This window comes from Paraburkholderia sp. JPY465 (assembly GCF_050436725.1).
Classification (GTDB): Bacteria; Pseudomonadota; Gammaproteobacteria; order Burkholderiales; family Burkholderiaceae; genus Paraburkholderia; species Paraburkholderia youngii.
Genome location: NZ_JBNDMT010000006.1, coordinates 393,733 through 419,225, shown reverse-complemented (window position 1 = coordinate 419,225; position 25,493 = coordinate 393,733). Strand labels below are relative to the sequence as shown.

Annotated in this window: 22 protein-coding genes; 13 read left to right on the top strand and 9 right to left on the bottom strand. The window is 60.9% G+C overall.

Translation table 11 applies throughout. From position 1 onward, the window contains the following. Nucleotides 1–40: 40 nt before the first annotated feature. Nucleotides 41–1,315, bottom strand: coding sequence for a glucarate dehydratase family protein (locus tag QFZ94_RS35130; RefSeq protein ID WP_429462701.1), 1,275 nt, complete (start codon nt 1,313–1,315; stop codon nt 41–43). 202 nt (nt 1,316–1,517) lie between these two features. On the opposite strand from QFZ94_RS35130, the gene QFZ94_RS35125 reads away from it, so the two are divergent. Beyond that, the gene (locus QFZ94_RS35125) at nt 1,518–2,222 is read left to right on the top strand and encodes a GntR family transcriptional regulator (protein WP_410850972.1); all 705 of its coding nucleotides are present in this window, start codon (nt 1,518–1,520) and stop codon (nt 2,220–2,222) included. 19 nt (nt 2,223–2,241) lie between these two features. Here the strand turns inward: QFZ94_RS35125 and QFZ94_RS35120 are convergent, their stop codons facing one another. Continuing rightward, nucleotides 2,242–3,321: an alcohol dehydrogenase catalytic domain-containing protein gene (locus QFZ94_RS35120; RefSeq protein WP_429462699.1), complete on the bottom strand. Its 1,080-nt coding sequence runs from the start codon at nt 3,319–3,321 to the stop codon at nt 2,242–2,244. 111 nt (nt 3,322–3,432) lie between these two features. Between QFZ94_RS35120 and QFZ94_RS35115 the strand changes: the two genes are divergently transcribed. The 3 genes from QFZ94_RS35115 (at nt 3,433) to QFZ94_RS35105 (ending at nt 5,070) form a co-directional block, all read left to right on the top strand. Beyond that, nucleotides 3,433–4,206: a helix-turn-helix transcriptional regulator gene (locus QFZ94_RS35115; protein WP_410850974.1), complete on the top strand. Its 774-nt coding sequence runs from the start codon at nt 3,433–3,435 to the stop codon at nt 4,204–4,206. Between the two features lie 125 nt (nt 4,207–4,331). Continuing rightward, entirely contained in the window at nt 4,332–4,589 is a 258-nt protein-coding gene (locus QFZ94_RS35110; protein WP_176366812.1) for a hypothetical protein, read from the top strand. A 133-nt stretch (nt 4,590–4,722) separates the two neighbouring features. Next, the gene (locus QFZ94_RS35105; protein ID WP_429462696.1) at nt 4,723–5,070 is read left to right on the top strand and encodes a hypothetical protein; all 348 of its coding nucleotides are present in this window, start codon (nt 4,723–4,725) and stop codon (nt 5,068–5,070) included. Nucleotides 5,071–5,133: 63 nt separating this feature from the next. Here the strand turns inward: QFZ94_RS35105 and QFZ94_RS35100 are convergent, their stop codons facing one another. Continuing rightward, nucleotides 5,134–6,213 carry a Gfo/Idh/MocA family protein gene (locus QFZ94_RS35100; protein ID WP_429462694.1) on the bottom strand — a complete coding sequence of 360 codons (1,080 nt, stop codon included), beginning with the start codon at nt 6,211–6,213 and terminating at the stop codon, nt 5,134–5,136. A gap of 65 nt (nt 6,214–6,278) precedes the next feature. Beyond that, the gene (locus tag QFZ94_RS35095) at nt 6,279–7,943 is read right to left on the bottom strand and encodes an alpha-amylase family protein (protein ID WP_429462692.1); all 1,665 of its coding nucleotides are present in this window, start codon (nt 7,941–7,943) and stop codon (nt 6,279–6,281) included. 48 nt (nt 7,944–7,991) lie between these two features. On the opposite strand from QFZ94_RS35095, the gene QFZ94_RS35090 reads away from it, so the two are divergent. Then, nucleotides 7,992–9,578, top strand: coding sequence for an alpha-amylase family glycosyl hydrolase (locus QFZ94_RS35090; RefSeq protein ID WP_429462690.1), 1,587 nt, complete (start codon nt 7,992–7,994; stop codon nt 9,576–9,578). A 20-nt stretch (nt 9,579–9,598) separates the two neighbouring features. Here the strand turns inward: QFZ94_RS35090 and QFZ94_RS35085 are convergent, their stop codons facing one another. Both QFZ94_RS35085 and QFZ94_RS35080 read right to left on the bottom strand, forming a co-directional pair. Next, the gene (locus tag QFZ94_RS35085) at nt 9,599–11,515 is read right to left on the bottom strand and encodes a potassium transporter Kup (RefSeq protein WP_429462688.1); all 1,917 of its coding nucleotides are present in this window, start codon (nt 11,513–11,515) and stop codon (nt 9,599–9,601) included. 87 nt (nt 11,516–11,602) lie between these two features. Further along, nucleotides 11,603–12,460: a helix-turn-helix transcriptional regulator gene (locus QFZ94_RS35080; RefSeq protein WP_368584193.1), complete on the bottom strand. Its 858-nt coding sequence runs from the start codon at nt 12,458–12,460 to the stop codon at nt 11,603–11,605. A 103-nt stretch (nt 12,461–12,563) separates the two neighbouring features. On the opposite strand from QFZ94_RS35080, the gene QFZ94_RS35075 reads away from it, so the two are divergent. Further along, entirely contained in the window at nt 12,564–13,457 is an 894-nt protein-coding gene (locus tag QFZ94_RS35075; protein ID WP_410850978.1) for an SDR family oxidoreductase, read from the top strand. On the opposite strand, the gene QFZ94_RS35070 is transcribed toward QFZ94_RS35075, so the two are convergent. Then, nucleotides 13,452–14,144 carry a phosphatase PAP2 family protein gene (locus QFZ94_RS35070; RefSeq protein WP_429462685.1) on the bottom strand — a complete coding sequence of 231 codons (693 nt, stop codon included), beginning with the start codon at nt 14,142–14,144 and terminating at the stop codon, nt 13,452–13,454. The two genes, QFZ94_RS35075 and QFZ94_RS35070, sit on opposite strands and share 6 nt — an antisense overlap. 194 nt (nt 14,145–14,338) lie before the next feature. On the opposite strand from QFZ94_RS35070, the gene QFZ94_RS35065 reads away from it, so the two are divergent. The 3 genes from QFZ94_RS35065 (at nt 14,339) to QFZ94_RS35055 (ending at nt 16,293) form a co-directional block, all read left to right on the top strand. Further along, on the top strand, nt 14,339–15,211 hold the full coding sequence (locus QFZ94_RS35065) for an endonuclease/exonuclease/phosphatase family protein (RefSeq protein ID WP_410850979.1): 873 nt from the start codon (nt 14,339–14,341) through the stop codon (nt 15,209–15,211). A 90-nt stretch (nt 15,212–15,301) separates the two neighbouring features. Continuing rightward, nucleotides 15,302–16,087, top strand: a complete 786-nt coding sequence (locus QFZ94_RS35060) for a COG4705 family protein (protein ID WP_368584189.1) — start codon at nt 15,302–15,304, stop codon at nt 16,085–16,087. A gap of 26 nt (nt 16,088–16,113) precedes the next feature. Beyond that, nucleotides 16,114–16,293, top strand: a complete 180-nt coding sequence (locus tag QFZ94_RS35055) for a hypothetical protein (protein WP_255208873.1) — start codon at nt 16,114–16,116, stop codon at nt 16,291–16,293. Nucleotides 16,294–16,425: 132 nt separating this feature from the next. On the opposite strand, the gene QFZ94_RS35050 is transcribed toward QFZ94_RS35055, so the two are convergent. After that, nucleotides 16,426–17,763 carry a glycosyl hydrolase gene (locus QFZ94_RS35050; RefSeq protein ID WP_429462682.1) on the bottom strand — a complete coding sequence of 446 codons (1,338 nt, stop codon included), beginning with the start codon at nt 17,761–17,763 and terminating at the stop codon, nt 16,426–16,428. Nucleotides 17,764–17,961: 198 nt separating this feature from the next. Further along, on the bottom strand, nt 17,962–18,279 hold the full coding sequence (locus QFZ94_RS35045) for a hypothetical protein (RefSeq protein WP_429462680.1): 318 nt from the start codon (nt 18,277–18,279) through the stop codon (nt 17,962–17,964). A 1,058-nt stretch (nt 18,280–19,337) separates the two neighbouring features. Here QFZ94_RS35045 and QFZ94_RS35040 point away from each other — a divergent pair. The 4 genes from QFZ94_RS35040 to QFZ94_RS35025 all read left to right on the top strand — a co-directional run bounded on the left by QFZ94_RS35040 (nt 19,338) and on the right by QFZ94_RS35025 (nt 24,980). Continuing rightward, entirely contained in the window at nt 19,338–19,982 is a 645-nt protein-coding gene (locus QFZ94_RS35040; protein WP_368587903.1) for an SCO family protein, read from the top strand. Between the two features lie 17 nt (nt 19,983–19,999). After that, a complete protein-coding gene (locus QFZ94_RS35035; protein WP_429462678.1) occupies nt 20,000–21,958 on the top strand; it encodes an RICIN domain-containing protein in 1,959 nt (652 codons plus the stop codon). Continuing rightward, nucleotides 21,958–22,395, top strand: coding sequence for a hypothetical protein (locus QFZ94_RS35030; RefSeq protein WP_429462676.1), 438 nt, complete (start codon nt 21,958–21,960; stop codon nt 22,393–22,395). The genes QFZ94_RS35035 and QFZ94_RS35030 overlap by 1 nt, the downstream gene beginning before the upstream one ends. A gap of 323 nt (nt 22,396–22,718) precedes the next feature. Continuing rightward, nucleotides 22,719–24,980 carry a polysaccharide biosynthesis tyrosine autokinase gene (locus QFZ94_RS35025; RefSeq protein ID WP_429462674.1) on the top strand — a complete coding sequence of 754 codons (2,262 nt, stop codon included), beginning with the start codon at nt 22,719–22,721 and terminating at the stop codon, nt 24,978–24,980. Nucleotides 24,981–25,493: the final 513 nt, after the last annotated feature.

Sequence of the window (25,493 nt, the reverse complement as noted above, 5' to 3'; positions counted from 1 at the left end):
GCGCGTCGCGAGCCTCGTAGGCGCGGATTGGAAGCGAGAATTAAAAGCGCGGATTCTTGCCGGTGAAGCCCGGTTCGTACTTGCGCATCTGCGAGAGGTCATCGCGATTGCGCACGCCGCACGACAGATACTGCGCATGCAGTTCGGCGAGCCGCTCGCGGTCGAGCTCGACGCCGAGGCCCGGCGTGGTGGGCACGCGCACCGAGCCGTTGTCGAACGTCACACGGCCGCCCTTGATGACTTCTTCCTCCTGCCACGGGTAGTGCGTGTCGCACGCATAGGTCAGGTTCGGGATGCTGGCCGCGACGTGCGTCATCGCCATCAGGCTGATGCCGAGGTGCGAGTTCGAGTGCATCGACATGCCCAGATCCCACAGCTTGCACATGCGTGCAAGCGTCTGCGTCGCGCGCAGGCCGCCCCAGTAGTGGTGATCCGACAGCAGGACCTTGACCGAACCCATCTCGGCGCCGCGGCGGAAATCTCCCATCGTCGTGATGACCATGTTGGTCGCGAGCGGCAGGCGCGTGTGCTTCGCCAGTTCGGCCATGCCTTCGAGGCTCGGGCACGGGTCTTCGTAGTACTCGAGCAGTTCGTCGAGTTCAGGGGCGGCGGCGATGCTCGTTTCGAGCGTCCAGTTCGCGTTCGGGTCAAGGCGCAGCGGCACGCCGGGGAACGCCTGATGCAGCGCGCGCATGCACGCGATTTCGTGTGCCGGCTCGAACACGCCGCCCTTCAGCTTGATGCTCTGGAAGCCATAAAGCTCGATCATCCGGCGCGCCTGCGCGACGATCTGCTCCGGGCTCAGGCCTTCGCCCCAGGCATCGGGCGCATAGGGCTTGTCGATGTGCTCGGCGTACTTGAAGAACAGATAGGCGCTGTACGGCACGGCGTCGCGCACCTTGCCGCCAAGCAGATCGACGATCGGCGCACCGACGATTTGCCCTTGCAGGTCGAGCATCGCGACTTCGAGCGTGCTGATGACTTTGGGCGCGTTCTTCGCCGCGTGCGAGCCAGGCGCGAGTTCGAATTCGACCGCGCCCCGGGTCGCCTTGATCGTGCCCCGCACGCGTTCTTCCATGCGGTTGAGGTCGAACGGCGACAAGCCGATCACCAGTGACTTCGCCTGTTCGAGCACACGCAGCATCGGTTCGTCGCCGTAAGTTTCGGAGATGCCGACGCGGCCGTCGCTCGTCTCCAGTTCGACGATTGCGCGCAGCGCCCAGGGTTCGTGGATTCCGGCGGCGTTGAGCAGGGGGCCGTCGCGGAAGGCGATCGGGGTGATGCGCACCTGCGTGATGGTGATGTCGCGAGTCATGATGGCAATCGGCATAAGTGGAGTTTGATGGGCCGAATCGTAAAGCACTAATATATTAGTGCGTTAGTGGGGTAAACTCTCATGCCGACTTCGTCGCGAATCGCGCTCGCAAGGCCGCTGGAAGCGGCAGGCGTCGGCTATAGTACTAGTGCCTCAGCGGACCCCCGTCGGTCCGCCTGCTTCCAAGCTTCAATTTTTTGCCATGAAAAACCACGCTCACTCGGCGACGGTCACCCGGCTCGACCGCTCCCGCCACGCCGCGCCGCAAGTCTTCGAACGACTGCGCGAAATGATCCTTTCGCTCGAATTGACGCCGGGCACGGTGCTGTCGCGCACCGAGCTCGCGAACCGCTACGGGCTCAGCCAGACGCCGGTGCGCGACGCGCTGATGAAGCTCGGCGAGGAAGGTCTCGTCGATATCTATCCGCAGCACGCGACGGTCGTGAGCCAGATCAAGGTGACGTCCGCGCTGCAGGCGCATTTCCTTCGCCGCTCGATCGAACTCGAAGTGGTGCGCACGCTCGCGGAGCAGCGCAACGCCACGCTGATCGCGGAACTGCGCGTCACGATCGCGCGGCAAACGGAATTGCTCGACCTGAAGAACTACGAGCAGTTCTCGCTGCTCGATCAGGCGTTTCATCGGCAGATGTACGAGGCGGCGGGCGTGCCGCAGCTATGGGATCTGGTGCGCAGGCTGAGCGGCCATATCGACCGGCTGCGGCGCCTGAATCTGCCGGTGGAGGGCAAGACGATGGCGGTCGTGCGCGATCATACGGAGATCGTCGATGCGATCGACAAGGGCGATGTCGAGGCCGCGCAGGCGGCGTTGCGCAAACATCTGTCGGGGACGCTGAGCCAGATCGATCAGATTCGCACGAGTCATCCGAATTTTTTGGCGGACGAGTGAGGGCTCGCTGAATCGCTGGCTATGGCTGGATCACGGTCATTCTGAATGGACCGCCGTTCGCGGCCGCGTGGGACACCGCTTCGTTGGCATGATCGAGCGGGAATGTCTTGACGTCGAAATGACGGAGATCGAGCAATCCCGAGCGAATCAGGCCCGTCATCAGCGTCACCGCTTCCGTCGGATACATCCATTTGCCGCGCACGGTGATGTCGTTGCGCATGAGCCACGGATACGGCAGCTCGAGACCGGCGCCGCCCAGCATGCCCACGCCACCCATCAAGATGACGCGGCCGTACGGCCGCACGGCCATCATCGCGGCGCGCACGGCCGTGACCGGCGCCGAGGGCGGCAGCAGATCGATGACACAATCGATCGGACAAGGAGCCGCCTGCTGCATCCGTTCGCGATCCGCCTGTTCATCGCCTGAAAGTCTGACTGGGCGCACGCGCTCGCCGAAGCGCTGTGTCAGATCGTCGAGTGCTTGCTCATTGCGTCCCGGCGCGACCACACAGCGCGCTCCCATCGCAAGGGCGACAGCTACACATGCGCTGCCGAAGTTGCCCGTAGCACCGCTCACGAGCAGTGTTTCGCCAGCCCGCAGCGCGGCCGCAAGCAGGCCGCCATAAGGCACGAGCATCACGTTGAGCGCACACCATCGCGCCGCCTCGCCACGCTCGATGTCGGCGATACGAACCGCGTTCTCGGTCGGCACGCGCACCTGTTCGGCGAACGGGCCGTCGTGAAAGTACCGCTGCAGTTGCAAGCCGCCGTCTCCGCGAGAACTCCAGCCCTGCAGCGTTATATCGGGCATCAACGCGTCGTCGCGCGAGCGCACGGTGGGATCGCAGAACACCCAGTCGCCCACCTTCAGATGAGTCGCATCGGGACCGCTCGCTCTTACACGACCGATCGCGCCGCAGCCGGGCACGATGGGCAACTCGAGCGGATAGCGGCGCTGACCATTGAACACCTCATTCGCGTACGACAACACCGGCGCGGCGGCGACATCCACGATCACCTCGCCCGTGCCGATTTCCGGATCTGGCATCTGCGTAATCGCGAGGGGCCGGTCAAGTGAATTCAGGATTGCAGCTTTCATCGTCGTTCTCCGTCAAGGATGGTCTGACGAGCCCATTCTGGCGAACCTAGAATAGGCAACAAGGCCTGGTACTATCCCAGGATTCATCGATACCTCCTTGCAAGGACGAACATGCCGGCATCGAGACGGAGTGAATTTGGCGATTTTCTGCGTTCGCGCCGGGAGAAGCTGAGCCCGGCATCGGCGCGGCTCGGCAGCGGCCGGCGCCGTCGTACGCCGGGGTTGCGGCGCGAAGAAGTTGCCGAACTGGCGGGCATCGGTGTGGACTGGTATGTGCGGCTGGAGCAGGGGCGAACGGTCAGCCCGTCCGATGCCACTCTCGACGCGCTTGCTCGCGCGCTGCGGCTTGGCAAAGCGGAAGCCGCGCATCTGCGGGCGCTCGCGCGCAGCAACGATCGGCGGACGCTTGCTGCCGAGAAAGTGCCGCCGGCAATCGCGCGCATCGTTTCAGACCTGGGTCTGCCGGCATACGTGACCGGCAGGCGGTGGGACATCCTGGCGTGGAACCGGGCGGCCGCCGATCTGCTCGGCTTCGATCGCCTGAACGAGGCGGACCGCAATATCCTCGTTTTCATGTTCATCGAACCGGAAGCTCGGCGGCTATTCGGACCCGCGTGGGAAGACGAAGCGCGCCGCATGATCGCGCTCTTTCGCGCAACGCACGATCTGTTTGCCACCGATCCATCGTTCGTCCAGCTAGTGGAGCGCCTGCGTTCGTCGAGTGCGGAGTTCGCCGGCTGGTGGATCGCGCATGACGTCCGTGGCGGCGCATCTGGCGAGAAGGTGCTCGCGCATCCTCAGCGTGGAAACCAACGTTACCAATACGCTACGTTTCAGGCGAACGACGACCCGTCGCTGAAACTCTCGATCTACACCCCCGTTTGAGCTCCGCCCAGCTGGCAAAGCCATCGCGACGGTCCTAGGACCTTGGTCCGATTGACGCGGCATCCACGCGTGGCACCCTTGTACAAAGCCGGAATAATCATCGTCAACCTGACAGGGAGGCTGCCATGTTTTCATGGAGCCGGCAGTTCGCGCTCGCGGTCATGGCCGTGTCCGCGATGGCTTGCGCGGGAAGCGCCTGGGCAACCGAACAGGCTCAGCAACGTCGTGCTGGACGCGACGTGCGCCAGGAGACACGCCAGGGTGCCCGTCATACGAAGCAGGAGTGCAGAGCCGCGGATCAGAAGAGCAATTCGCAGTGCCGGCAGGACAAGCGGCAAACCAAGCAGGGCGGCCGTCAGGCGGCCAGGAATATCAAGTATTGAGCGTTTGCGTTCGCGTGCGCCGGCTGGGCACTGAACCAGCGACAGCATGGGAAGGCAGACACCACGTCCACCAGATCGAGCGGGGGAGCCGATGCGAGCCTGGCGATATGTAGCGCTTTGCACTTTGCCGTTCATGATCGTTGGCTGCAACACGCCTCCGATCGCACCGGGCAAGCCGGTCGATATCCCGACTGCCCTCGAGCAGGTTCTCCAGGGCCTGTGCAATTTCCGCAAAGATCAGGCCGGCCGCAAGCAGGACCTGGGCGCCGCAATCGACTCGATCACCGTGGAGCTCGACCTGACCATCGACGGGGCGAGAAATCCGCCAGTGGCGGTCGCGCCGGATATCCAGTTCATTCCGACCGTTAGCTACGGTCAGATCATGACGGCAAACCGGGGCAGCAGACTCGTGCTGACGCTGAAAAACACTGGCAGCGGCACCCATGGCGGCGATTGCGATGTGACTGCGCCAGCCAAGTAGAGATCAGACAGCAGGGGCACTTCCCGCGCGTTGACCCGCGCAAGTGCCCCCGAGCATTGCACTTCAATCTTGTGCGATTTTTTCCCACGCGCCTGACTGAGCCGAGCGGAACACGGCATCGATCACCCGCATATTCGCGCGCGCATCTTCCAGCGCAATAGCTTGCGGGCCTCCGCTCAGGATCGCTTCCGCGAACGTGGTGGCGGCTACGCCGTACTGATCGCACACCGGAAGTTCCAGCCAGCGATCAGTCGCGACACCGTCGCTATTGTGCTCACTGATTAGCAGCCGCGTCGGTCGATCGTTTGGTGCATTGAATGGAATTTCGACTTCGATTCGCCCCTTGGTACCGTGAAATTGCATCCGCTGGTACGGATAGGTTTGAGTCGAGTAAAAGAAACTCGCCTGCACGCCATCGAAGTCCATCAGCACGGAGCCGAGCCGGTCTACCTTGAAGGCAGGATCCTGCTCGACCAGCGCTACTACGCGCCGTGGCTCACGCCCGATCGTGAAGCGCGACGTCGTGATCGGATAGCAACCAATATCGAGCAGCCCGCCGCCGCCTAGCTCGCTCTTGTTGCGGATATTCTCTTCGTTGGTGTTGTAATAGGTGAAGCCGCCGGTCACTGCCCGCAATTCGCCGATTGCGCCTTCGTCGATCAAGGTCCGCACCTTCAACCATTGCGGGTGCGTGCGAACCATGAAGGCTTCCTGGATGTATCGGCCGCTCTTGTCGCGCGCTGCGATCAGTCGTTCGACCTGTTGCGCGTCCAGGCTGATCGGCTTCTCACACAGCACGTGCTTGCCCGCCTCGACCGCTTTGATCGTCCATTCCACGTGGAGATGATTGGGCAATGGAATATAGACCGCGTCGATTTCCGGGTCCGCGAGCAGCGCCTCGTAACCGTCGTATGCGACAGCCAGGCCATATTTGGCCGCGGCTTCCCGCGCCTTCTCCAGAGAGCGCGACGCGATGCCTTTCACCCGGCACTTCGGCGCGTTGTGCATGGGCACGACCACCTTGTCGTTGATCTTTGCGGCGCCCAAAATTCCCCAGACTATTTGATCCTTTGCCATGACATCCCTTTTTCCGATTGCGTATCCGATGAGTCGAGCAGGCTGAGCATTCGCGTGAGTCGGCAAGTCGCGTGAGTCCGCGAACGACCAGGAGCATGCGATCGTATCAGTTTAGCCGTGGCTCGTCGTTGTTAGACCTCGCTCCGCTTGAGCAGATAGTCGAGGCCGCCCACCCGATACCATCGATATCCGAACGGCTCGAGCAGCACCGTGTGACAGCCGTCATCGTCAGCGCGGCTGTGGTCGTCGGACAGAAGATTGATCAGCGAATCGCGGCCAGGTTCGTTGGAGCTCAGGCGGAATTCGACGGTACACGCTTCGGCGCGGAAGTTATGCAGAAACAGCACGGAGTTGTTGCGCCACTGATAACCGAGCGCGAGCACGTCGTTTCGCGAGGTGGGCAGCACTTCGAAGTCCCCCCAGCTGACTTCCGGCACTTCGCGGCGCATGCGAATCATCCGCTCGGTCCAGTTGAGAAACGAATCGGGATCGCGCCGCTGCTGCGCCACGTTGACCCGCTCGAAGCCATAAGCCCCGCCGGAGATCGTCGGGACAGGCGGCTTTGAATGACTGGTGAAGCCGCCTTGCGGCTCGCCCGACCATTGCATCGGCGTGCGCGCGCATTGGCGTTCGGGCCGGCGCAGATCGTCGCCCATGCCGATTTCATCGCCGTACCGGAACACGGGCGTGCCCGGCAAACTCAGCATCAGGCTGTAGGCGAGTTCAAGGCGGCGTCTGTCGCCCGACAGCATCGGCGCAAGTCTGCGGCGGATGCCGCGCCCATACAGCTGCATGTCAGGGTCCGGGGCGAACGCGGCGAACACTGCCTCGCGCTGAGCGGGCGTGAGCCGGCCCAGATCGAGTTCGTCGTGATTGCGCAGAAACACCCCCCATTGCGCGGTCGGCGGCCGTGGCTTCGTCGCAAGCAGCGCGTCCTTCAACGGCTTCGTGTTGCCCGTCGCGAGCGTGTAGAAGGTGTTTTGATTGACGCGGAAGTTGAACATCATCGGCAAGCGCTCGCCCTCGTCGCCGAAGTACTGGAGATCCGATTTGGGCAGCACGTTGGCTTCGGCCAGAATGATCGCGTCGCCTTCGCGCCACTGCAGAAACTCGCGAAACGTCCGCAACATGTCGTATTGCTCGGCAGGGCAGCGCACCTTCGGACCCTTCGTCGCGATCACGAAGGGCACCGCGTCCATGCGGAATCCGGACACGCCAAGCTGAATCCAGAAGCCCATGATCTTCAGCAACTCCGCCTGCACATGCGGATTGGAGGTATTCAGGTCCGGCTGAAAATCGTAAAAGCGATGGAAGTACCAGCGTCTTGCCCGCTTGTCGAAACTCCAGGTCGACTTCTGCACGCCCGGAAACGCCACGCCGCGTTGCGCATCGGGCGGTTTGTCGTCCGACCAGACATACCAGTCGCGATATTTCGAGGCAGGATCGCTGCGTGCTTCCAGGAACCATGGATGCTGGTCGGACGTGTGATTGACGACGAGATCGATGATCACCCGCAAGCCCCGCTGGGCGCACGCATGCGTGAACTCGGCGAAATCGCCGAGCGTGCCGTACTTCGGATCGACGTTGTAATAGTCGCAAATGTCGTAACCGTTATCGCGTCCTGGCGATGGGTGGAAGGGCATCAGCCAGATCGTCGTCATGCCGAGCCCTTGCAGGTAATCGAGTCTGCGCATCAGGCCCTGGAAGTCGCCGACGCCGTCGCCATTCGCGTCCATGAAGGTGCCTACCGAGAGGCAATAAATGATCGTGTTCTTGTACCAGAGGTCATTTAGCATAGGTTCCGCGCGTGGCGCCTAAACGATCGATCGTGAAGAGGAATTGCAATGTCGGAGCTGGCGTGGTGGCAACGCGGTGTGATCTATCAGATCTATCCGCGCTCGTTTCAGGACAGCAACGGCGATGGCATCGGCGATCTGTCCGGCATCAGCGCGCGCCTTGAGTATGTCGCGGCGCTAGGCGTCGATGCGGTGTGGATCTCCCCGATCTACCCGTCGCCGATGGCCGACTTTGGCTATGACGTCGCGGACTACAGCAACATCGATCCGATGTTCGGCACTCTGGACGGGTTCAAGCAATTGATGGGCCACGCGCATCGGCTCGGGCTCAAGGTGCTGCTCGATTTCGTGCCGAATCATTCGTCGAACCGGCATCCGTGGTTCGAAGAAAGCCGCTCGTCGCGAGACAATCCGAAACGGGACTGGTATCTGTGGCGCGATCCGTCGCCCGATGGCGGGCCGCCGAACAACTGGTTGAGCCGCATGGGCGGCTCGGCGTGGGAGTGGGAGGAGCTGACGGGGCAGTACTACTATCACGCGTTTCTGCGCGAGCAGCCTGACCTGAACTGGCGCAACCCCGAAGTGCGCCGCGCGATGGATCAGGTGCTGCGTTTCTGGCTCGATCTCGGCGTGGACGGCTTCCGCGTGGACGTGCTGTGGCTGTTGATCAAGGACGCGCAGTTTCGCGACAATCCCCCCAATCCAGGCTATCTGCCCGGCGAGCCGGACCATCATCGACTGTTGCAAACTTACACCGAGGATCAGCCGGAAGTACATGAACTCGTGCGCTCTATGCGAGCCACGCTGGACGAGTACGGCGAGCGCGTGCTGATCGGCGAAATCTATCTGACTGTCCCGCAACTGGTGAAGTATTACGGCGTGAACGGCGAAGGAGCGCATATGCCGTTCAATTTTCAGTTGCTCAGCGCGAGATGGAATGCGGAAAACATCGCCCGCATGATCCGCGATTACGACGTTGCGTTGCCCGAATACGCGTGGCCGAACTGGGTGCTGGGAAACCACGACAATCCGCGCATTGCGTCGCGCGTCGGCGCGGCACAGGCACGGGTAGCAGCTGTGCTGTTGTTGACGCTACGAGGCACGCCGACGCTCTACTACGGCGATGAAATCGGCATGATGGACGGCTATATCGCGTCCGATGAGATTCAGGACCCGGCGGAGTTGCGGCAACCGGGCATTTGCCAGGGACGCGATCCCGAGCGCACGCCTATGCAATGGGATGGCTCGCTGCCGAATGCGGGCTTCACGGACGGCAGACCGTGGTTGCCGATTGCGACCGCGACGAGCGTGCGCGAACAGGACGGCGACATGTCGAGCATGTTGTCGCTGTATCGGCGTTTGCTGAGCCTGCGCCGCAGCAGCGCCGCGCTCGTGCGGGGCGCGATAGAGAATGTCGTTGCCGACGGCGACGTGCTGACCTACGAGCGGCGCTACGGCAATCAATGTCTGTTCATCGCGCTGAACATGGGCGCCGAAGCTTCCACCGTGCAATCGCGCGCGGGCATGGTGCTGCTATCGACGGTAACCACGCGCATCGGTGACGCCTTCGTCCAGGGCGCCAATTTGCTTGCCGCCAGCGAGGCGGTCATCGTGATCGTCGACTCTCCATCGTGAACGGTAGCTGACTCACCGGTTCAAAGCGCCACCTGAATGCCCAGTTCAACGACGTCTTCCGCTCGAAGCCCATAGTATTCCGCGCTGGGCGTGGAATGAAACGCCATCTGTCCGAACAGCGCCTCGCGCCAGCGCGTCATGCTGCCGTGCGAACGTCCCTTGATGACTTCATCGCGCGGCAGGAAAAACGTGGTGTGCCTGGGATCGTAGTGCCAGCCATCGAACCGGCCCGCCAGCGATTCGAGCAGCCGCGGCAGGTTAGGGCGCTCGACGAATCCATGATGCGCAATGATCTCGAAGCATCCGTGGCCGAGGTCTCGCACGTCGATGCGCGTTTCGTCATCGATACGCGGCGCTGACTCCGATATGTTGGCGAAGAAAATCGTCGTCTCGTGCAGCACGCGATTGTGGCGGATGTTGCTCCTGAATGTCGCCGGTGTCTTGCCCGATGCGTTGCCCGGATAAACCGCCGTGCCTGGCTCGCGCGCCGGAGGTACGGGACCGGCTAGCGCGTCGCGCAGGAATGCGTCGAGCGCATCGGCTTCGTTCGCATGGGTTGCGGCAATCTCGCGACCGCGATTCCATGTCGACATCAGCACGAAAAGAATCAGCCCGACGGCGACAGGAAACCAGCCGCCGGAAGCGATTTTCGGCACGTTCGCGGACACCAGCGTCACGTCGACGACGAGCAACGGCGCGCTCACGAGCGCCACGCCGTAGACGGGCCAATGCCAGACGTTGCGCGACACGCTGATCATCTGGATCGTGGTGATCAGCATCGTCAGTGCGACCGCGATGCCGTACGCCGAAGTCAGGTTCGACGAGCTTCGAAACGCCAGCACGAGAAACACCACCGCCACGAACAGGATCAGGTTGACGGCGGGCGCATAGACCTGTCCGCGCTGCTCCGTCGATGTTTCGACGACCCGCAGGCGCGGCAGAAAGCCCAATTCGATCGCCTGACTCGTCATTGAAAATGCGCCTGAAATCACCGCTTGCGAAGCGATGATCGTCGCGAGCATCGCGATGATGACGCTTGGCACGAGCGCCCACGACGGCGCGGCGTGGAAGAACGGCTGCTGAAAAGAGCCGGGCACGAACAGCAAGGTCGCTGCCTGCCCGAAGTAGCCGATGATGATCGACGGAAACACGATGGCGAAGAGCGCAATGCGGATCGCGCGGCGTCCGAAGTGACCGATGTCGGCATACAAGGCTTCCGCTCCGGTCAGCGCGAGAATCACGGCGGCGAGAATCGCGAACGCCATGCGGGGATGGCCGATCATCAGCGATATGGCCCATCGCGGCGATAGCGCATGCAACACGACGGGATGTTGCGCGATCCGATACAACCCCACAGCGGCAAGAGACAGAAACCACACGGCCATCACGGGACCGAATGCGCGCCCGACCACCGAGCTGCCGCGTCGCTGAAACGAAAAGAGCGCGATCAGGATGGCTGCTGCGATTGGCACGACCCATGGATCGAACGAGGGACTGATCTCGCTCAGTCCCTCGACGGCCGACAGCACGGATACGGCCGGCGTTACCGTCGAATCGCCATAGAACATCGCGGCGCCAAAGAGTCCCGCCAGCAGAAGCGCACGCGGCACCCGCCGCCCTTCGTCCTCATAGCCCGATCGGACCAGCGCCGTCAGTGCGATGATGCCGCCTTCGCCTTCATTGTCGGCGCGCATCACGTACCACGCGTACTTGAGCATGACGACGATGACGACGGCCCATACGATCATCGACAGCGTACCCATGATGACCTGCACGTCGATCGAACCGGTTTCGATGGCGGCTTGACGCAATGCATAGATGGGACTCGTGCCGATGTCGCCGAATACGACACCCAATGCGCCAAGCACGAGCGTGCCGCCGCTGCGCTGGCGGCGAGACGACGAATCGTCGCTTTGCTCCCTGTTTTGCTCAGGCATTTTTTTACGCGAAGGTTGTGCGATGCCGTACAAGCAATTTGTGGGCCGAAGTGCGATCCGTCGGTCGCGCCAGACCGTCGAAGCCGATCACGCGGTGGTCAGAGGCGCGGCGCTGTCAGTCTCGTCCATCGATGAAACGGCGCTACGGATGCGCCTGGCGATTCGCGCGTCGAGCGGGGTGTAGACGAGCATGCTCAGATCTGGCCGGCCATCGACGGCGAACAGTGAATATTCCATTTCGATGGTCCCGAACGCAGGATGCAGCAGGCGCTTAACGTGCTGGCCTTCGCTGTGGCCGAATACCTGGTTTTCGCGCCACATGCGCTCGAAGTCGGGGCTCTCGCGACACAGATCGTCGACCAGATCGCCGACCTCGGAGGCGAGCCCCGCGCGTGCCACGTCCGCGCGGAACGTCCCCACGACGGAGCGGGCGACGCTCTCCCAGTCATGCTGTTTTGCGCGGGCGTCGGGGTCGCCGAACAGGAAGCGCAGGATGTTGCGCTGGCCCGGCGGTAGCGCGCTGTAGTCGGTCAGCACGACCGCCGCCGCTCGATTCCACGCGACCACGTCCCACGTCGCCGTCTTGATGATCGACGGGCTGGCTTCGAGCGAATCGAGCACGCGCTGCAAGCGCGGATCCACTGCGTCGGTGGAGCGGTAGCGCACTTCCGGGGGGCGCCCGAGACCCAGCATGAACAGATGTTCGCGCTCCGTGTTGGTCAGCATCAGCGCCGCGCAGATGCGCTCCAGCACCGCGGCGGACGGCGCGCCGCCGCGGCCCTGCTCGAGCCAGGTGTACCAGGTCGAACTGATATTCGCGCGCTGCGCCACTTCTTCCCGGCGTAATCCGGGCGTACGCCGGCGGCCCGAGAAGCCGAAGCTGGCCGGATCGAGCCGCGTGCGGCGGCTGCGCAGAAAGTCTCCGAGGGATTGGGCGGTGTTCACTGGACGATTAACCTGTTAGTCGCTTTACCGGGATAAGCTCACTACTTCAATAGCATAGCGAATGATCGCATAGTGCGTCCGTGGCTATTCTGGAGACTTGACCATGCGAATCTTTCTGACAGGCGCAACCGGGTTTATCGGCTCGGCTTTGGTGCCCGAACTTATCGAAGCCGGGCATCAGGTGATCGGGATGACCCGCTCCGATCAGGGCGCGCAGGCGCTCGTCGCAGCGGGCGCGGAGGTGCACCGCGGCACGCTCGAAGACACCGACAGCCTGCGCAGCGGCGCTGCGAAGTCCGACGCCGTCATACACCTTGCTTTCGATCACGACTTCTCGCACTTCGTGGAGAACTGCGAGAAGGACAAGCGTGCGATCGCAGCGCTTGGCGCGGCGCTGGCGGGCTCGGATCGGCCGCTTCTGATCACATCAGGCACGGGCGTCGGCAGCCGGGATAACGGGCAGCCGGCCGCCGAGGACGTGTTCAACACCAGCCACCCGAACCCGCGCATCGGCTCCGAGCTCGCCGGCAATGCGCTGCTGGAGGACGGCGTCAACGTGTCGGTGATGCGCTTGCCGCAAGTGCACAACCCATACAGGCAGGGCCTCATCACGCCGCTCATCCAGATCGCTCGGGACAAAGGCGTGTGCGCATATGTGGAGGAAGGACGTAATCGCTGGCCGGCGGGGCATCTGTCGGATGTCGTGCGGCTGTACCGGCTTGCGATCGAGAAGGGCGAACGCGGTGCGCGCTATCACGCGGTCGGCGAAGAGGGTGTTAGTGCACGAGAGATCGCCGAGGCGCTGGGGCGCGGCCTGAAGTTGCCGGTCGTCTCGATCGCACGCGGCGAAGCGCAGGCTTACTTCGGATGGATGGCGATGTTCGCCGCGCTCGATATGCCGGCATCGAGCGCGCAGACGCAGGCGCGTTTGGGCTGGCGACCGACCGGTCCCACGCTACTGTCGGATCTGAACGAAGCGCGCTACGTTCCATCATAGGTGCTTCAATATGCCGCTTGCGAGCCTGCGCAGTTCGTCGAACTGCGTGACGAGTTGGAGGCAGAGCACAAAGGCCAGCGCTGCCGCGGGCCCCGGATGGAGGTCGATCCATCGCAGCACCGGCGTCGCGTAGCGCGGGCGTATCGCATCGCGCGTCATGATCAAGGTGATCGTGATCCCCACCGCGGCGCCCACCAGCAAATCGGTGGGGTAGTGAAAGCCGAGATAGGCGCGCGGAAGGCAAATGAACAGCGCGGTATAGAGAAGCGCCAGCACGCCGATGCCCCGCCACACGAGGAAAATGCCGGTAGCGACCGCCATCCATAGCATCGCGTGATCGCTCGGGAAGGAACTCCAGTTGGTCAGCACGGCGTTTTTGATATCGCCGCTGGCAAAGCTCAGATGCAGTTCGGGGTTATAGACGGGGCGCACCCTGAACGGCAACCAGTGAGTCAGCAGTCTTCCGACGAAGAGCGCCGCGAGGCCGCTGACAACCGTCGCGAGAACCATTTCTCGCCGCCATTCGCGGCATTCGTCTTGCTGAAACCACATCCACCACAGCACGGGAACGAGTACGAGACCTTTGAAGGTGTACAGGTTGTCGATGGCTTGGATGGATAGCGTCGCGAAATGACTGAAATGTATGTTGGATAGATATGTTTCGATGGATAAATCGAAGCTATTCATTATTTTCTAAGGAAATTGAGCCGGTCGCGGGATGAAGGTCAGCATAATTCATCGCGCGCACGGCATTTTTTGGCGCTTACTTTCACTGACAATTTTTACTGCACGATTTCATCGCTAACTTTCAGTGACCCGGCGACCCGTGCCAGCGCCAAGCGCAGCGATGACCTATAGTCGGAGCTTTCAAGGAGGCCATCATGAAGCTGGTCGACTGGAACATTCAGTGGGGTTGCGGCGTCGACGGCCGCGTCGACCTCGGCCGGATCGTGCGGGAAGCACGCGCATTATGCGACTTCGACGTGCTGTGTCTGCAGGAAGTCACGCGCGGCTTCAACGAAGCACCGGCGGCAGGTGGACTGAAAGGCGCGCCATCGTCCGATCAGTTTGCCGAACTTGCCGCTCTTCTGCCGGAGATGACCGTGCTCGATGCGATCGGCTCCGATCTTCCGTCGCTGGGCGCGAGCCGTCATCGGCGGCAGTTCGGTAATGCCATCGTGACCCGCTTACCGGTTCGTCAAGTGCTGCGCCATTCGCTGCCGTGGCCTGCCGATCCCGCCAAGCCGTCGATGCTGCGCGTCGCGCTCGAAGCGGTGCTCGAAGCCGACGTCGGTCCGCTTCGTGTCATCAGCACGCACCTCGAGTTCTATTCGGAGAAACAGCGGCTCGCGCAAGTCGCAAGACTGCGCGAGTTGCATCAGGAAGCGTGCAATCACGCGCACTTTCCCGCGCGGGGTGAAAAGCCGGACAGCCCGTTTGCCGATACGGCGCGCCCGGTCAGCGCGGTTGTCTGCGGTGACTTCAACAGCGCATTCGAAGACAGCGCCTTTTGCCGGATGCTCGAACCGATCGCCGACGCGCCGAGCTTCGTCGATGCGTGGGCCCGCGCGCACCCTGGCGAGCCGCGTGCCGCGACGGTCGGCCTGTACGATCGCGAGCAATGGCCCGACGGACCTTTCGCGTGCGATTTCGTTTTCGTCACGCAAGACCTGGGCACACGCATTGCGTCGTGCGATGTCGATCCGCACAGCCGCTCGTCCGATCATCAGCCGATGTGGCTGGAGCTGCGTTGAAAGTTCTGCGGGAATGCTTAAGGGTCTGTTAAGCGTTGTTCTGCGAAGGTTGAGCCTATGTTCAAGCCACGAAAATAGTGAGCACCTCACATGAATAGCAGCCAATCGGAAATTCGCGCGCATGCAGTCAGCAAAGTCCCTCAGGTCACGCTGGGCTTCTGGATCATCAAAATCGCGGCCACGACACTTGGTGAAACGGGCGGCGATTGGGTGACTATGTCACTCAAATTGGGTTATCTGATCGGCACCGCAATTTTTGCAGTTATTTTTATTGCGCTGGTCGCAGGGCAGATCAGGGCAGAGCGGTTCAATGCCACGCTTTATTGGGCGACTATCGTCGCAACGACCACGCTCGGTACCACGCTGGCCGACTTCTTCGATCGATCCGTGGGAGTCGGCTATCCTGGCGGTGTCATGATCGTCTTCGCGCTTCTGCTTGCGAGCCTGGGCGTCTGGTACAAATCGGAAGGTACGGTGTCAGTGCAGAGCGTAACCACGTCCAGAGCCGAGTGGTTCTATTGGGTGACGATCCTCTTTTCGCAGACATTGGGTACGGCGTTGGGCGATTGGGTGGCGGGATCGGACGAAGGCGGATTGGGGCTCGGCTATGAGAACGGCGCTTTGATCTTCGGTGCGGGTCTGCTGATCGTCGGCGCGCTGTATTACTGGTCGCGGCTGTCGCGGACCGCCATCTTCTGGGCAGCGTTCATCCTGACGCGTCCGCTCGGCGCGACCTTGGGGGATCTGCTCGACAAACCCGTTTCTCAAGGTGGGCTCGAGATCAGCCGACTCTATGCGTCGGTGATTCTGGTTTCGTTCATGGCCCTGTGTGTGGTTTTGTTACCGCAGCGTCCTGCTGGGCGAGCGACGCGGTAGTAGGCATCCTTTCAATTGAGGCCGACATGAAAAATCCCTGGACCAGGAAGAACCCGTTCCTGAGCATGTGGCTAAGCGGCGCCAATACCGTCGCGAACTCGGCGCGGGTAAGAACGACGGCGGCGGCCAAACGCGCGGCCTCCGCGTTTTGGAGCGCCGCACTCACGCCACCGAAGCCGAAGAAAAGAAGAAAGGCACGGCGCTGAGTTGACTCGTCCGCGGTCGGACGAGTTTGCTGCCTGGCGTGAGGGATCGCACACAGGGTGTACCCAACCGGCAAAAAAGAAGGGAGCGCCATAGTCGGCGCTCCCTTCATTCATGGGTTACAGCATGCAGGCTTACTGGATCGGCGTCAGATAAGAACCCGACAGGAAGCGTTCCGAACTCGGAATCGTCGCCGTGTACGCCTGAATCGCGGCTGCAAGCTGCGGGCGAATCAGGTTGCGGTTGTAGTCGTAGATCGAATAGCCGTCACCTTCGCCATTGCTTGGATCGCCGTTACGCACGACATACCAGAACGCCTTCGCCACCGAACCGTTGTTCATCAGAGTCTTCAACTGATTAAACGCGGCCGTTTGTCCAGCATCCGTACCGTTGGTGCCATTGTTGGTCTCGGTCAGCCAGATCGGCTTCGCGCCGCTGCTGACGAGGTTCGACACGGTGGTCATGAATGCCTGCACCAGCATGTTGTACTCGGCGCTGCCGAAGTACGGGTGAACGTCGACGACGTCGATCGTGGTGTTCAACGGGCTGGAAGCACTCTTGGTGTTGTTGCCCATGGCATTGATGTAGTCGGTCGCCTGGATCAGCTGGCTACCTGCGGGCGGTTGCCAGCCGTTATTCGGATACGCCGAGTTGTAGAAGTACGAGATGCCCTGAGTGTGCAGAACCGTTTTGTAGCCCGACTGGCTCTTCGTGTTCAGGACCTGCTTGGCTTCCGAATAGAGCGTCTTGCTGCGATTCAGAATGTAGCCGGAAATACCATTCGCATCGCCGTAAGACGGGTCCGAAGCGGAGAACGACCAGTTGGTCTCATTGAACAGTTCGATGTCAGCCGTGAAGGGCAGAACGACGTCCATCAGCGAGCCGAGATACTTCGTGAACGCTGCGTCGCAGAAGTCGAGTCGCGGCGACGATCCGCTCGGCGGATTCTGGGTGGCCGAGCACTGGTATGCGCTAGACGGCGCGTACATGCCCACCTCGAAAAGAATCTTCATGCCGCGCGTCCGTGCGGCGTTCAGAAGCCCCTTCAGAAAGGCCACCTTATTGGGGTCCAGCGTGCTGCCGTCGGCCAGCGTCATGAAGTCCCACGAAACACCGAGGCGAACCGTACCGACGCCCAATCCGGCAATCAGATCCAGGTCTTTTGAGCATTCGTTGAGCGCGGTCTGATCTCCGCTCCAGAGATTGCAATTCACGTCCATTGCAAAGCGGTCGTTTCCGCTGCCGGTGGGCGGCGGTTGCAGCGTGGCAGTGGCGTTTGCGGTGGTGGCTGCGGTGGATGTGGTGGCTGCGGTGGATGTGGTGGCTGCCGTGGATGTGGTGGCTGTTGAGGTTGTCGCTGTGGTGTTGGTGTTGCCCCAATGTGCCCTGGAGAATGACTTCGAGAATGCTGGCATCGATTGCCCGCACAACAGGGCTAAAACGGTGAATAAGGAGCAGAGTCTGAATTTCATTGGATTAGCTATAGATTGCTACTGACGGAGAATGGACCGAGAACATTGGCGTTACGTTTGCCGATGACCATCAGCTCCTGAAGCGATGGCACACGTAACGCAAACACGTCGATACGTGAGTCAGCTGTCGCTGACGTCACGATTGCAAATGGTCTTGCGCGGGATATGAGGCTTTCGTATGGATCGTCGCGAAACGGCTCAATCGCCTTGTCCCGCCCGTTGCACCTGGGCGCGGTTATAAGGCTGACCGTTCGCCTGAACCGGCGGTGAACCGTTGTCGGTGGGCACTACGCCGTTGCTGTACGCATTCGTAGTCGCGTTCGCGACTGCGTTGGCAGAGACGGAGGAGTTGGCAGTCACGGACTGGGTGCTGCCATCATCGCTTGTTTCACCGCCGCAACCTGCAAGGCTCAGGATTCCTGCGGTAAGTGCAAGCACTGAAACAGTTTTTGCGATCTCAGGAACTTGACGAAATGATGGTTTTAGTCTTGGAGAGAGTCTGCTGAAAGATGACATCTGTCTATCAAGGCCGATAAACCTTGGCCGCTAAAACGAACAGCGTTCGCGTGATAAGGACGTCGCCACGAATAATTACGCAACAACACGAGTACAACTAATTAATGATCCGCTTTTGTCAAGGGCGCCCGTTGCCGGACTCGCGTGGTGCATTAATCGAATTTAATCCTCGGATTTAATACGATGCGCCGAAAACCACTTTAATCATTTAAATCGACGATTTGGCGATTCGTCGCAAATTGCGAAGTTCTACTGATAGAATCGACCTAGGTTTTCCCTGACTGATCCGACGAAACGAATGATACAGAAATGGAACGAAAATTGCCCTGAGGGTCGTAACCAAACGTAACAACGCGATGTGTGATACGGGAGCGGATCGCTAAGTGCCCCGCGTCCCCTCCCATGCTTATCCAGAGGCGTTCCCACGCTTTCCAGCTGAGTTCACAAAACGACAAAAGAACCGTTACAAAATTGTTACTTGGCGGCTAGGGACAGGGGTCGGGTACCTCTTTTGCGCCAACGTATAGTTCTTGGCCGATGACTGAAAACTAACTGAATTCATTAGTATGGTTTTCGAAAGAGAAGGTGACGGGCGATGGATTTTTTTTGAACTGTCCGGGCGCATTAAATAAATCGCAAAATGCGGATTTCGCGACGGTTCGGTTTTGAGCTTTGAAAATAAAGAGATCAACGCGAGCAAGGGGCGGAGACTTACACATCATCGCCAGCGAAACACCTGTTCACTTCCACCGCGCTTCATGATTCAGTGCGCAACTCGCGATTTGCAAGTCAAAAAAGAGCTTTGCTTGGACCTTCTCAGCGCCCAGTTTTTTGGAGGTTCATGGTTATGTGGTCGACCTCACAAAACGCGGCAAGTCGCGGGCCAGACGCTGTCATTTTCCGGAAGGTTCCCTGCTACGCTCACCATTGCCGTTGATTCGCCAGAGAGCGAACGTAGCCGTCGCGCGACGTCTGCGAATTTGCCGCGCGGGTAACACGCAATAAAGATGGCGACGAACAGTACTGAAGATAGTTACACGTTGCGGGAGATCACATTCATGTTTCATCAACACGCGCCGAGTCGCGCGGCGTTGCGTGCGTGCGCGCCGCTCGGAAACCCGAGTCGCCGTGCGCTGCTGCGTGGCGTATCGGCGGCGGCGTTAGCCGGCATTTCTTTTCCGCTATATGCGCAGCACGCAAGCGTGGGACTCGTCACGCCGCCTATTCGTCTCGACGACTACTGGGTGATCAATCAAAGCGGCCAGAAGCAGCTGCTGACCGACCTGTTGCATCGGAAAGTGACTGCGTTGCAGACGATTTACACAGGATGCAGTTCAGTTTGTCCTTTGCAGGGTGCGCTGTTCAGCACCGTTCAGCAACGGATATCGCAGTTGCAGCATCGCTATCCCGTTCAGTTGGTGTCGATCGGAATCGATCCGCTTTCCGACTCGCCGCCTGCGTTGCACGCATGGCTCAAGCGCTTCCAGGCCGGACCCGAATGGTGGGCGGCCACGCCGACGTTGCAGGACGTCGACCGGATGCGCACCGCGCTTTCGGGCAGCACCTTGCCACTCGGCAACATTGCCGATCACTCGACCCAAATCTACTGCTTCGACGCTAACGCAATGTTGCGCTGGCGAAGCGATGACCTGCCCCGCGCGGATCAAGTTTGCGAGGTACTGGGCGCATTAGGGCGTGTGTAACCTATTGGACTGAGAACATGTCACAAAAAAAATCGCTTAGGTTGAGGTCGCAGTTATTCGACAGGTGGGTGAAAGCATTGCTGCTAATTGCATTCTTGCCGGTGCTTTCAATCTTCTCCACGACTGCGCACGCGCAGACATCGAGCACGATCACCGTTAACGGGACCAGCTTGTGCGCCGATGTGAACGCCGAATCGACAACGCCTGGCGCCTCGGTCATCCAGTGGACCTGCAATGGGCAGAACAACGAGCTTTGGACATTGACCCAGAACAACGGGCTTTATCAGTTCGTCAACGTCAACAGTAATCTGTGCCTCGACATCTACGGTGTAAGCACGGACGCCGGCGCTGGAGCGGACCAGTGGACCTGCAATGGCCAGCCGAATCAAAGCTTTCAACTCATACCGCAAGGTGGCGGCTTTGCGATCGTCGCGTCGCAGAGCAACTTGTGTCTGGCGGTTGCGAGTCTCACGGCACAGGGCTCGCAGATCACGCAGCAGCCCTGCAGCGGCGCCCCGCTGCAGACGTGGCAGATCAGCGGCTTGACCGCGAAAACATTGCCGGCGAAGTGGACTACACCCTATAACCTGTCGATCGTGCCGGCTGCTGCGGCGAATCTTCCCGATGGAACGGTGGTAGTGTGGTCCGCTGACAAGAAGCTGGACTTTACGGCTGGCGAAGTCACCCCCGGCAACACGTACACCGCAATCTTCAACCCGACTACCGGCACCAGCAAACAGGTGTACGTGACGAATACCGGCCACGATATGTTCTGTCCGGGCATCGTCAATCTTCCGGATGGTCGTATTTACGTCACCGGTGGCTCGAGCAGTGACGAGACGAGCTTTTACACGCCTTCGACTGGAAAATGGTCGTCAGGTCCTTTAATGAAAATTGCGCGCGCCTATCAGGGCAGCGTAACGTTGAGCAATGGCAACGTATTCCAGGTGGGTGGTTCGTGGAACGGAGGCGAAGGCGGCAAGACCGGCGAAACCTGGTCACCGAGTACGGGTTGGCAGGTCAACAGCGCCATTCTCGCCGACTACATCCTCACGAATGACGCGGCTGGCATTTTCCGCTCCGACAATCATGCATGGCTGTTTGCGGTGGCAAATGGGCGAGTCTTCCACGCCGGTCCGAGCGTTGCGATGCATTGGTTCGATACCGCCGGCGGGGGCAACGTGACGCCTGCCGGCAACCGGGGCAGCGATACCGATGCGATGAACGGCAACGCCGTTATGTACGATATTGGCAAGATCCTGGCTGTTGGCGGTGCGACGAGCTACGAGTACGCCAACGCGACTGCGAACGCCACGCTAATCGACATCAGTAGCGGCACCGCGGTGACGCAAACGCTTACGCCGATGAATTACCGCCGCGCCTTTCACACCAGCGTGGTCTTGCCGAACGGTCAGGTGGTGGTCTTAGGTGGAGAGGCGTACCCGGTAACGTTTTCGGACGACACCGCCGTGCTGGCGCCAGAGTTGTGGGACCCTACCACCAAGACTTTCTCGCTGCTCCCGCCGCAAGCCGTGCCGCGTAACTATCACAGCATCGGACTGCTGTTGCCGGACGGTCGCGTACTGAGTGGCGGCGGCGGACTGTGCGGAAGTTGCTCGACAAATCACACGAACCTCGAAATACTCACCCCGCCGTACCTGCTGAACGCGGACGGCTCGGCGGCAACCCGACCGACCCTCACAGCCGCGCCGACCACCGCACAGCTCGGGACATCGATCGCGGTGACGGGCAGCAGTGGCATCACGGCCTTTGCGTTGATGCGCATGTCTTCGTCGACCCACGCGGTCAACAACGAGCAGCGGCGGGTACCCGTGAGTTTCACGGTAGGAACGGCGGGTGAATATCTGATCAATATTCCTTCCGATCCGGGTGTAGTCGTGCCTGGCTACTACATGCTGTTTGGCCTGAACGCGAAGGGCGTGCCGAGCGTTTCGCGCACGGTGCAGATTCAGTGATGGCGTTACTGTCACGGCGGACCGCGGCGCGTGTGGCGCTGATACTAGGGTTGGCGGGCATCACGCATGTTGCGCACGCCGCGCCGCTTTGCGAGCCAAAGGATCTCGGGTGCGCGATCTTTAATGGGCAGCATTCCGTCGCGGCGCAATTGCGCGACGACGATCATCTGCTGCCCGGCTCGACCACCCGTTGCGCGAACTGTCATTCGCAAACCGGCGCGGCCGACGCATTCGCGCCACCGTTGACCGCCGGCAGCCTGTTTCCTGCGAAGAGTCGAAGGGACGGTCCGGCGAGCAGTTACGATCAGGCAACGTTCTGCAGGGCGCTGAGGGAAGGCATCGACCCGGCCAACGTTTTGTTGCGCAAAGCCATGCCTCACTACCGGATATCGGATAGCGAGTGTGCGGCGCTCTGGCATTTCGTCACCAAGCCGTAGCACCTTTGCGTGCGGTCGCGCGACTCATATCCGACTATTCGCGGTTGAATCGAGTGTGACGTTGGGCCGAAAAGCGACAACGTGTGGCAGCGTACGGAGGTGCGGCAAGCCGTCAGATAGGCTGCGGTTGCGTCTGATATGAATAACTCGATGTCTGTCTGCCGGCGCAATCTATCCGATGCCGAAAAATTAGAAGTCTGCGCCAGGTCCGGCGGAAGCTGTGTAGACGATAAGACGATTTGATTCGAGCAGGCGGCGGGTCCGCATCGCCTGCATCTTGAATCCAGCTTCCACCGTTTTCGTACACCCGCCCTGGGGTTTCGATGAATCAGAACTCTCTCCTTACGAATGCTGCCGTGGTCCGCAATAACGATGTCAGTCTTTCACGTTATTTCGACGTACTGATGGCCAACCGCTGGCTGGTCGGTGGAATCGCCGGCAGCGTGCTCGCCCTGGGCGTGGCCTACGCGTTTATCGCGCCATCGGTGTACCAGGCCGATATTCTCGTGCAGGTGGACGGCAGCATCCCGACCAACAACTCAAAGAGTCCTCTGGGCGACGTCTCGAGCATGTTCGACGTCAAGACGGAGGCGACGGCCGAGATGGAAATCATCCAGTCGAGAATGGTGGTCGGCAAAGCCGTCGACGATCTGCACCTCGATATCAGCGCCAGGCCGAAGCGCTTTCCGTTGATCGGCGAGTGGCTGGGGCGGCAGGCCAAAGACCTTTCCTCGCCAGGTCTCTTTGGATTTGGCGGATATGCGTGGGGCAACGAATCGGTCAGGGTGTCCAGCTTCAACGTTCCGGAAGCATTCGAAGGCGAGAAGTTCGTGCTGACCGTTCTGGAGGACGGGCGCTACCGGCTGGAGCAGTCGGATCTGAGCGAGCCGATCGAGGGCCGCGTGGGCGCCACGCTCGACACGACACTGCCTGAAGGCGCGATCACGCTGCGGGTCGATGCGCTGAACGCCAGGCCGGGCACGCAATTCATTCTGGAGCGGCAGTCGCGCGAGAAGACGGTGGAAAACCTGCAGAACAGGCTGACCGTGTCGCAGAAGGGCAAGGACAGCGGCATCATCGGCGCGTCGCTGACGGGCTCCGAGCGGATGCTGACGGCCAGCACGCTTGCCGAAATCGGCAATGCGTATGTCGACCAGAATCTGAAGCGCAAGGCGGCGGAAGCCGAGAAGTCGCTCGAGTTCCTGAGCGCCCAGCTGCCGCAGCTCAAGAGCGACCTGGAGCGCGCCGAGGGGCGCTATAACGACATGCGCAACCGCATGGGCGTGTTCAATCTGAGTGAGCAGGGCAAGGCCTATCTGGATCAGAGCGTGGCCACGCAGCGCAGCCTGCTGGAACTGAAGCAGAAGCGTGCGGAAATGAGCGCGATCTACGCGCCGGGTCACCCGGCGATCCAGGCGCTCGATCAGCAGATCGGCATGCTGGGTAGCAGGATCGGCAGCCTGTCGCAGCAGGAACAGGCGTTGCCGGACCTGGAGCAGAATGCGGTACGCCTGACGCGTGACATGAACGTGAACAACGAGCTTTATGTTGGCATGTTGAACAACATGCAACAGCTGAAGCTGGTTCGCGCGGGCAAGGTGGGGACGGTGCGGCTGATCGATAACCCGGTGGTGCCCAAAGACCCGATCAAGCCGAACAAACTGCTGGTGATTATCTATGCGGCGTTGGGCGGCCTGATTCTGGGTGTGGGTGCAGCGTTCGCGCGTACGGCGCTCTATCGGGGCGTGACCGACGCGCAGGAGATCGAGGAGCAGACGGGCCTGAACGTGTATGCGACCGTGCCGCTGTCGCAGGCGAAAGTCGCGCGCATCGGCAAGGCGCCGAAGCTGCCCGCGGACGAGAAGTTCCTGCTGGCGAGCGAGTTTCCGCGCGATCCGTCGATTGAAAGCCTGCGCCGGCTCAGAACCGCGCTGCATTTTGCAATGCTTGAATCGGAATCGGGCGACAACCGCGTGCTGCTGACGGGGCCGACGGAACAGGTGGGCAAGTCGTTTCTCTCGGCGAATCTGGCGGCGGTCGTCGCGGCAGCCGGCAAGCGGGTGTTGCTGATCGACGCGGATCTGCGCAAAGGCCATCTGGAGCAGTACTTCGGCCTCGACTCGACGCCGGGCCTGGGGGACTATCTGTCGTCGGAGGTGACGTCCGACGCGGTGATCATGCGTGACGTGCGCCCGGGCCTCGACTTCGTTGCGCGCGGCGCGATCCCGGAGAACCCGGCCGAGCTGCTGGTGAGCGAGCGCATGCAGCAGTTCCTCGCGAAGACGAGCGACTACGACATCGTGCTGATCGACACACCGCCCGTGCTGGCCGTATCCGACGCGACCGCGCTCGCGGATAGCTGCGGCACCGTGTTGCTGGTGACGCGCTTCGAGACGACTTCCATCGCGCAGGTGCAGGAGGCGACCGCACAGCTCAAGCAGGCGAATGCGCGGGTGAAGGGTGTGATCTTCAACGGGATCGATACGGACGTCTATCGTTACAGTCTGGGCTCGCGCGCCGGCCTCTATCGCAATGCTTCCTATCTCGACGCATTGCCGGCCAGCGGAAAGACAAAGAAAAACTAAGCTTCGCGAAGCGAGGGCCACGGCCGGTTTCTTACCGCTCACTGAGTTCGCCGGCCACTAGACCTGCCTGTTGGCGCCTTCGAAAGCTGAGCAGACGGGCGCCGGCGTCCTCATCTATGGCTGCATCTTTCTGATCTTTACGTCGTGCCGGCCGCCATTGTCTCGACTCGGCTCGAAAGTTGATTCCTGCAGCCTGTTAAGCTGTTCGGGCTTCAGGTCTCACACGGGAAATTGGTCGTAAGTGTCACCATGCCAAATTCCTTTGTCGCCCACGTGTCTGCCATTTCGATGGCCGGTGATCTCCGCCTATCGCGATGCCGGCATCTTCGCGTTCTCCTACCGTGTCGACCACTTTTGTGCGTCATACTTTACTGAATCTGCGCGTTGGCCACGAGGCCATTGCCATTCTGGAGATTGGCGCCGAGAGAGGGGCTAAACCCATGCTATAGTGAGTTTCGCTATTTGATCGGTATTCGTTCGCAAACAGGGCACTGTGCTTTTGTCAATCTCTGC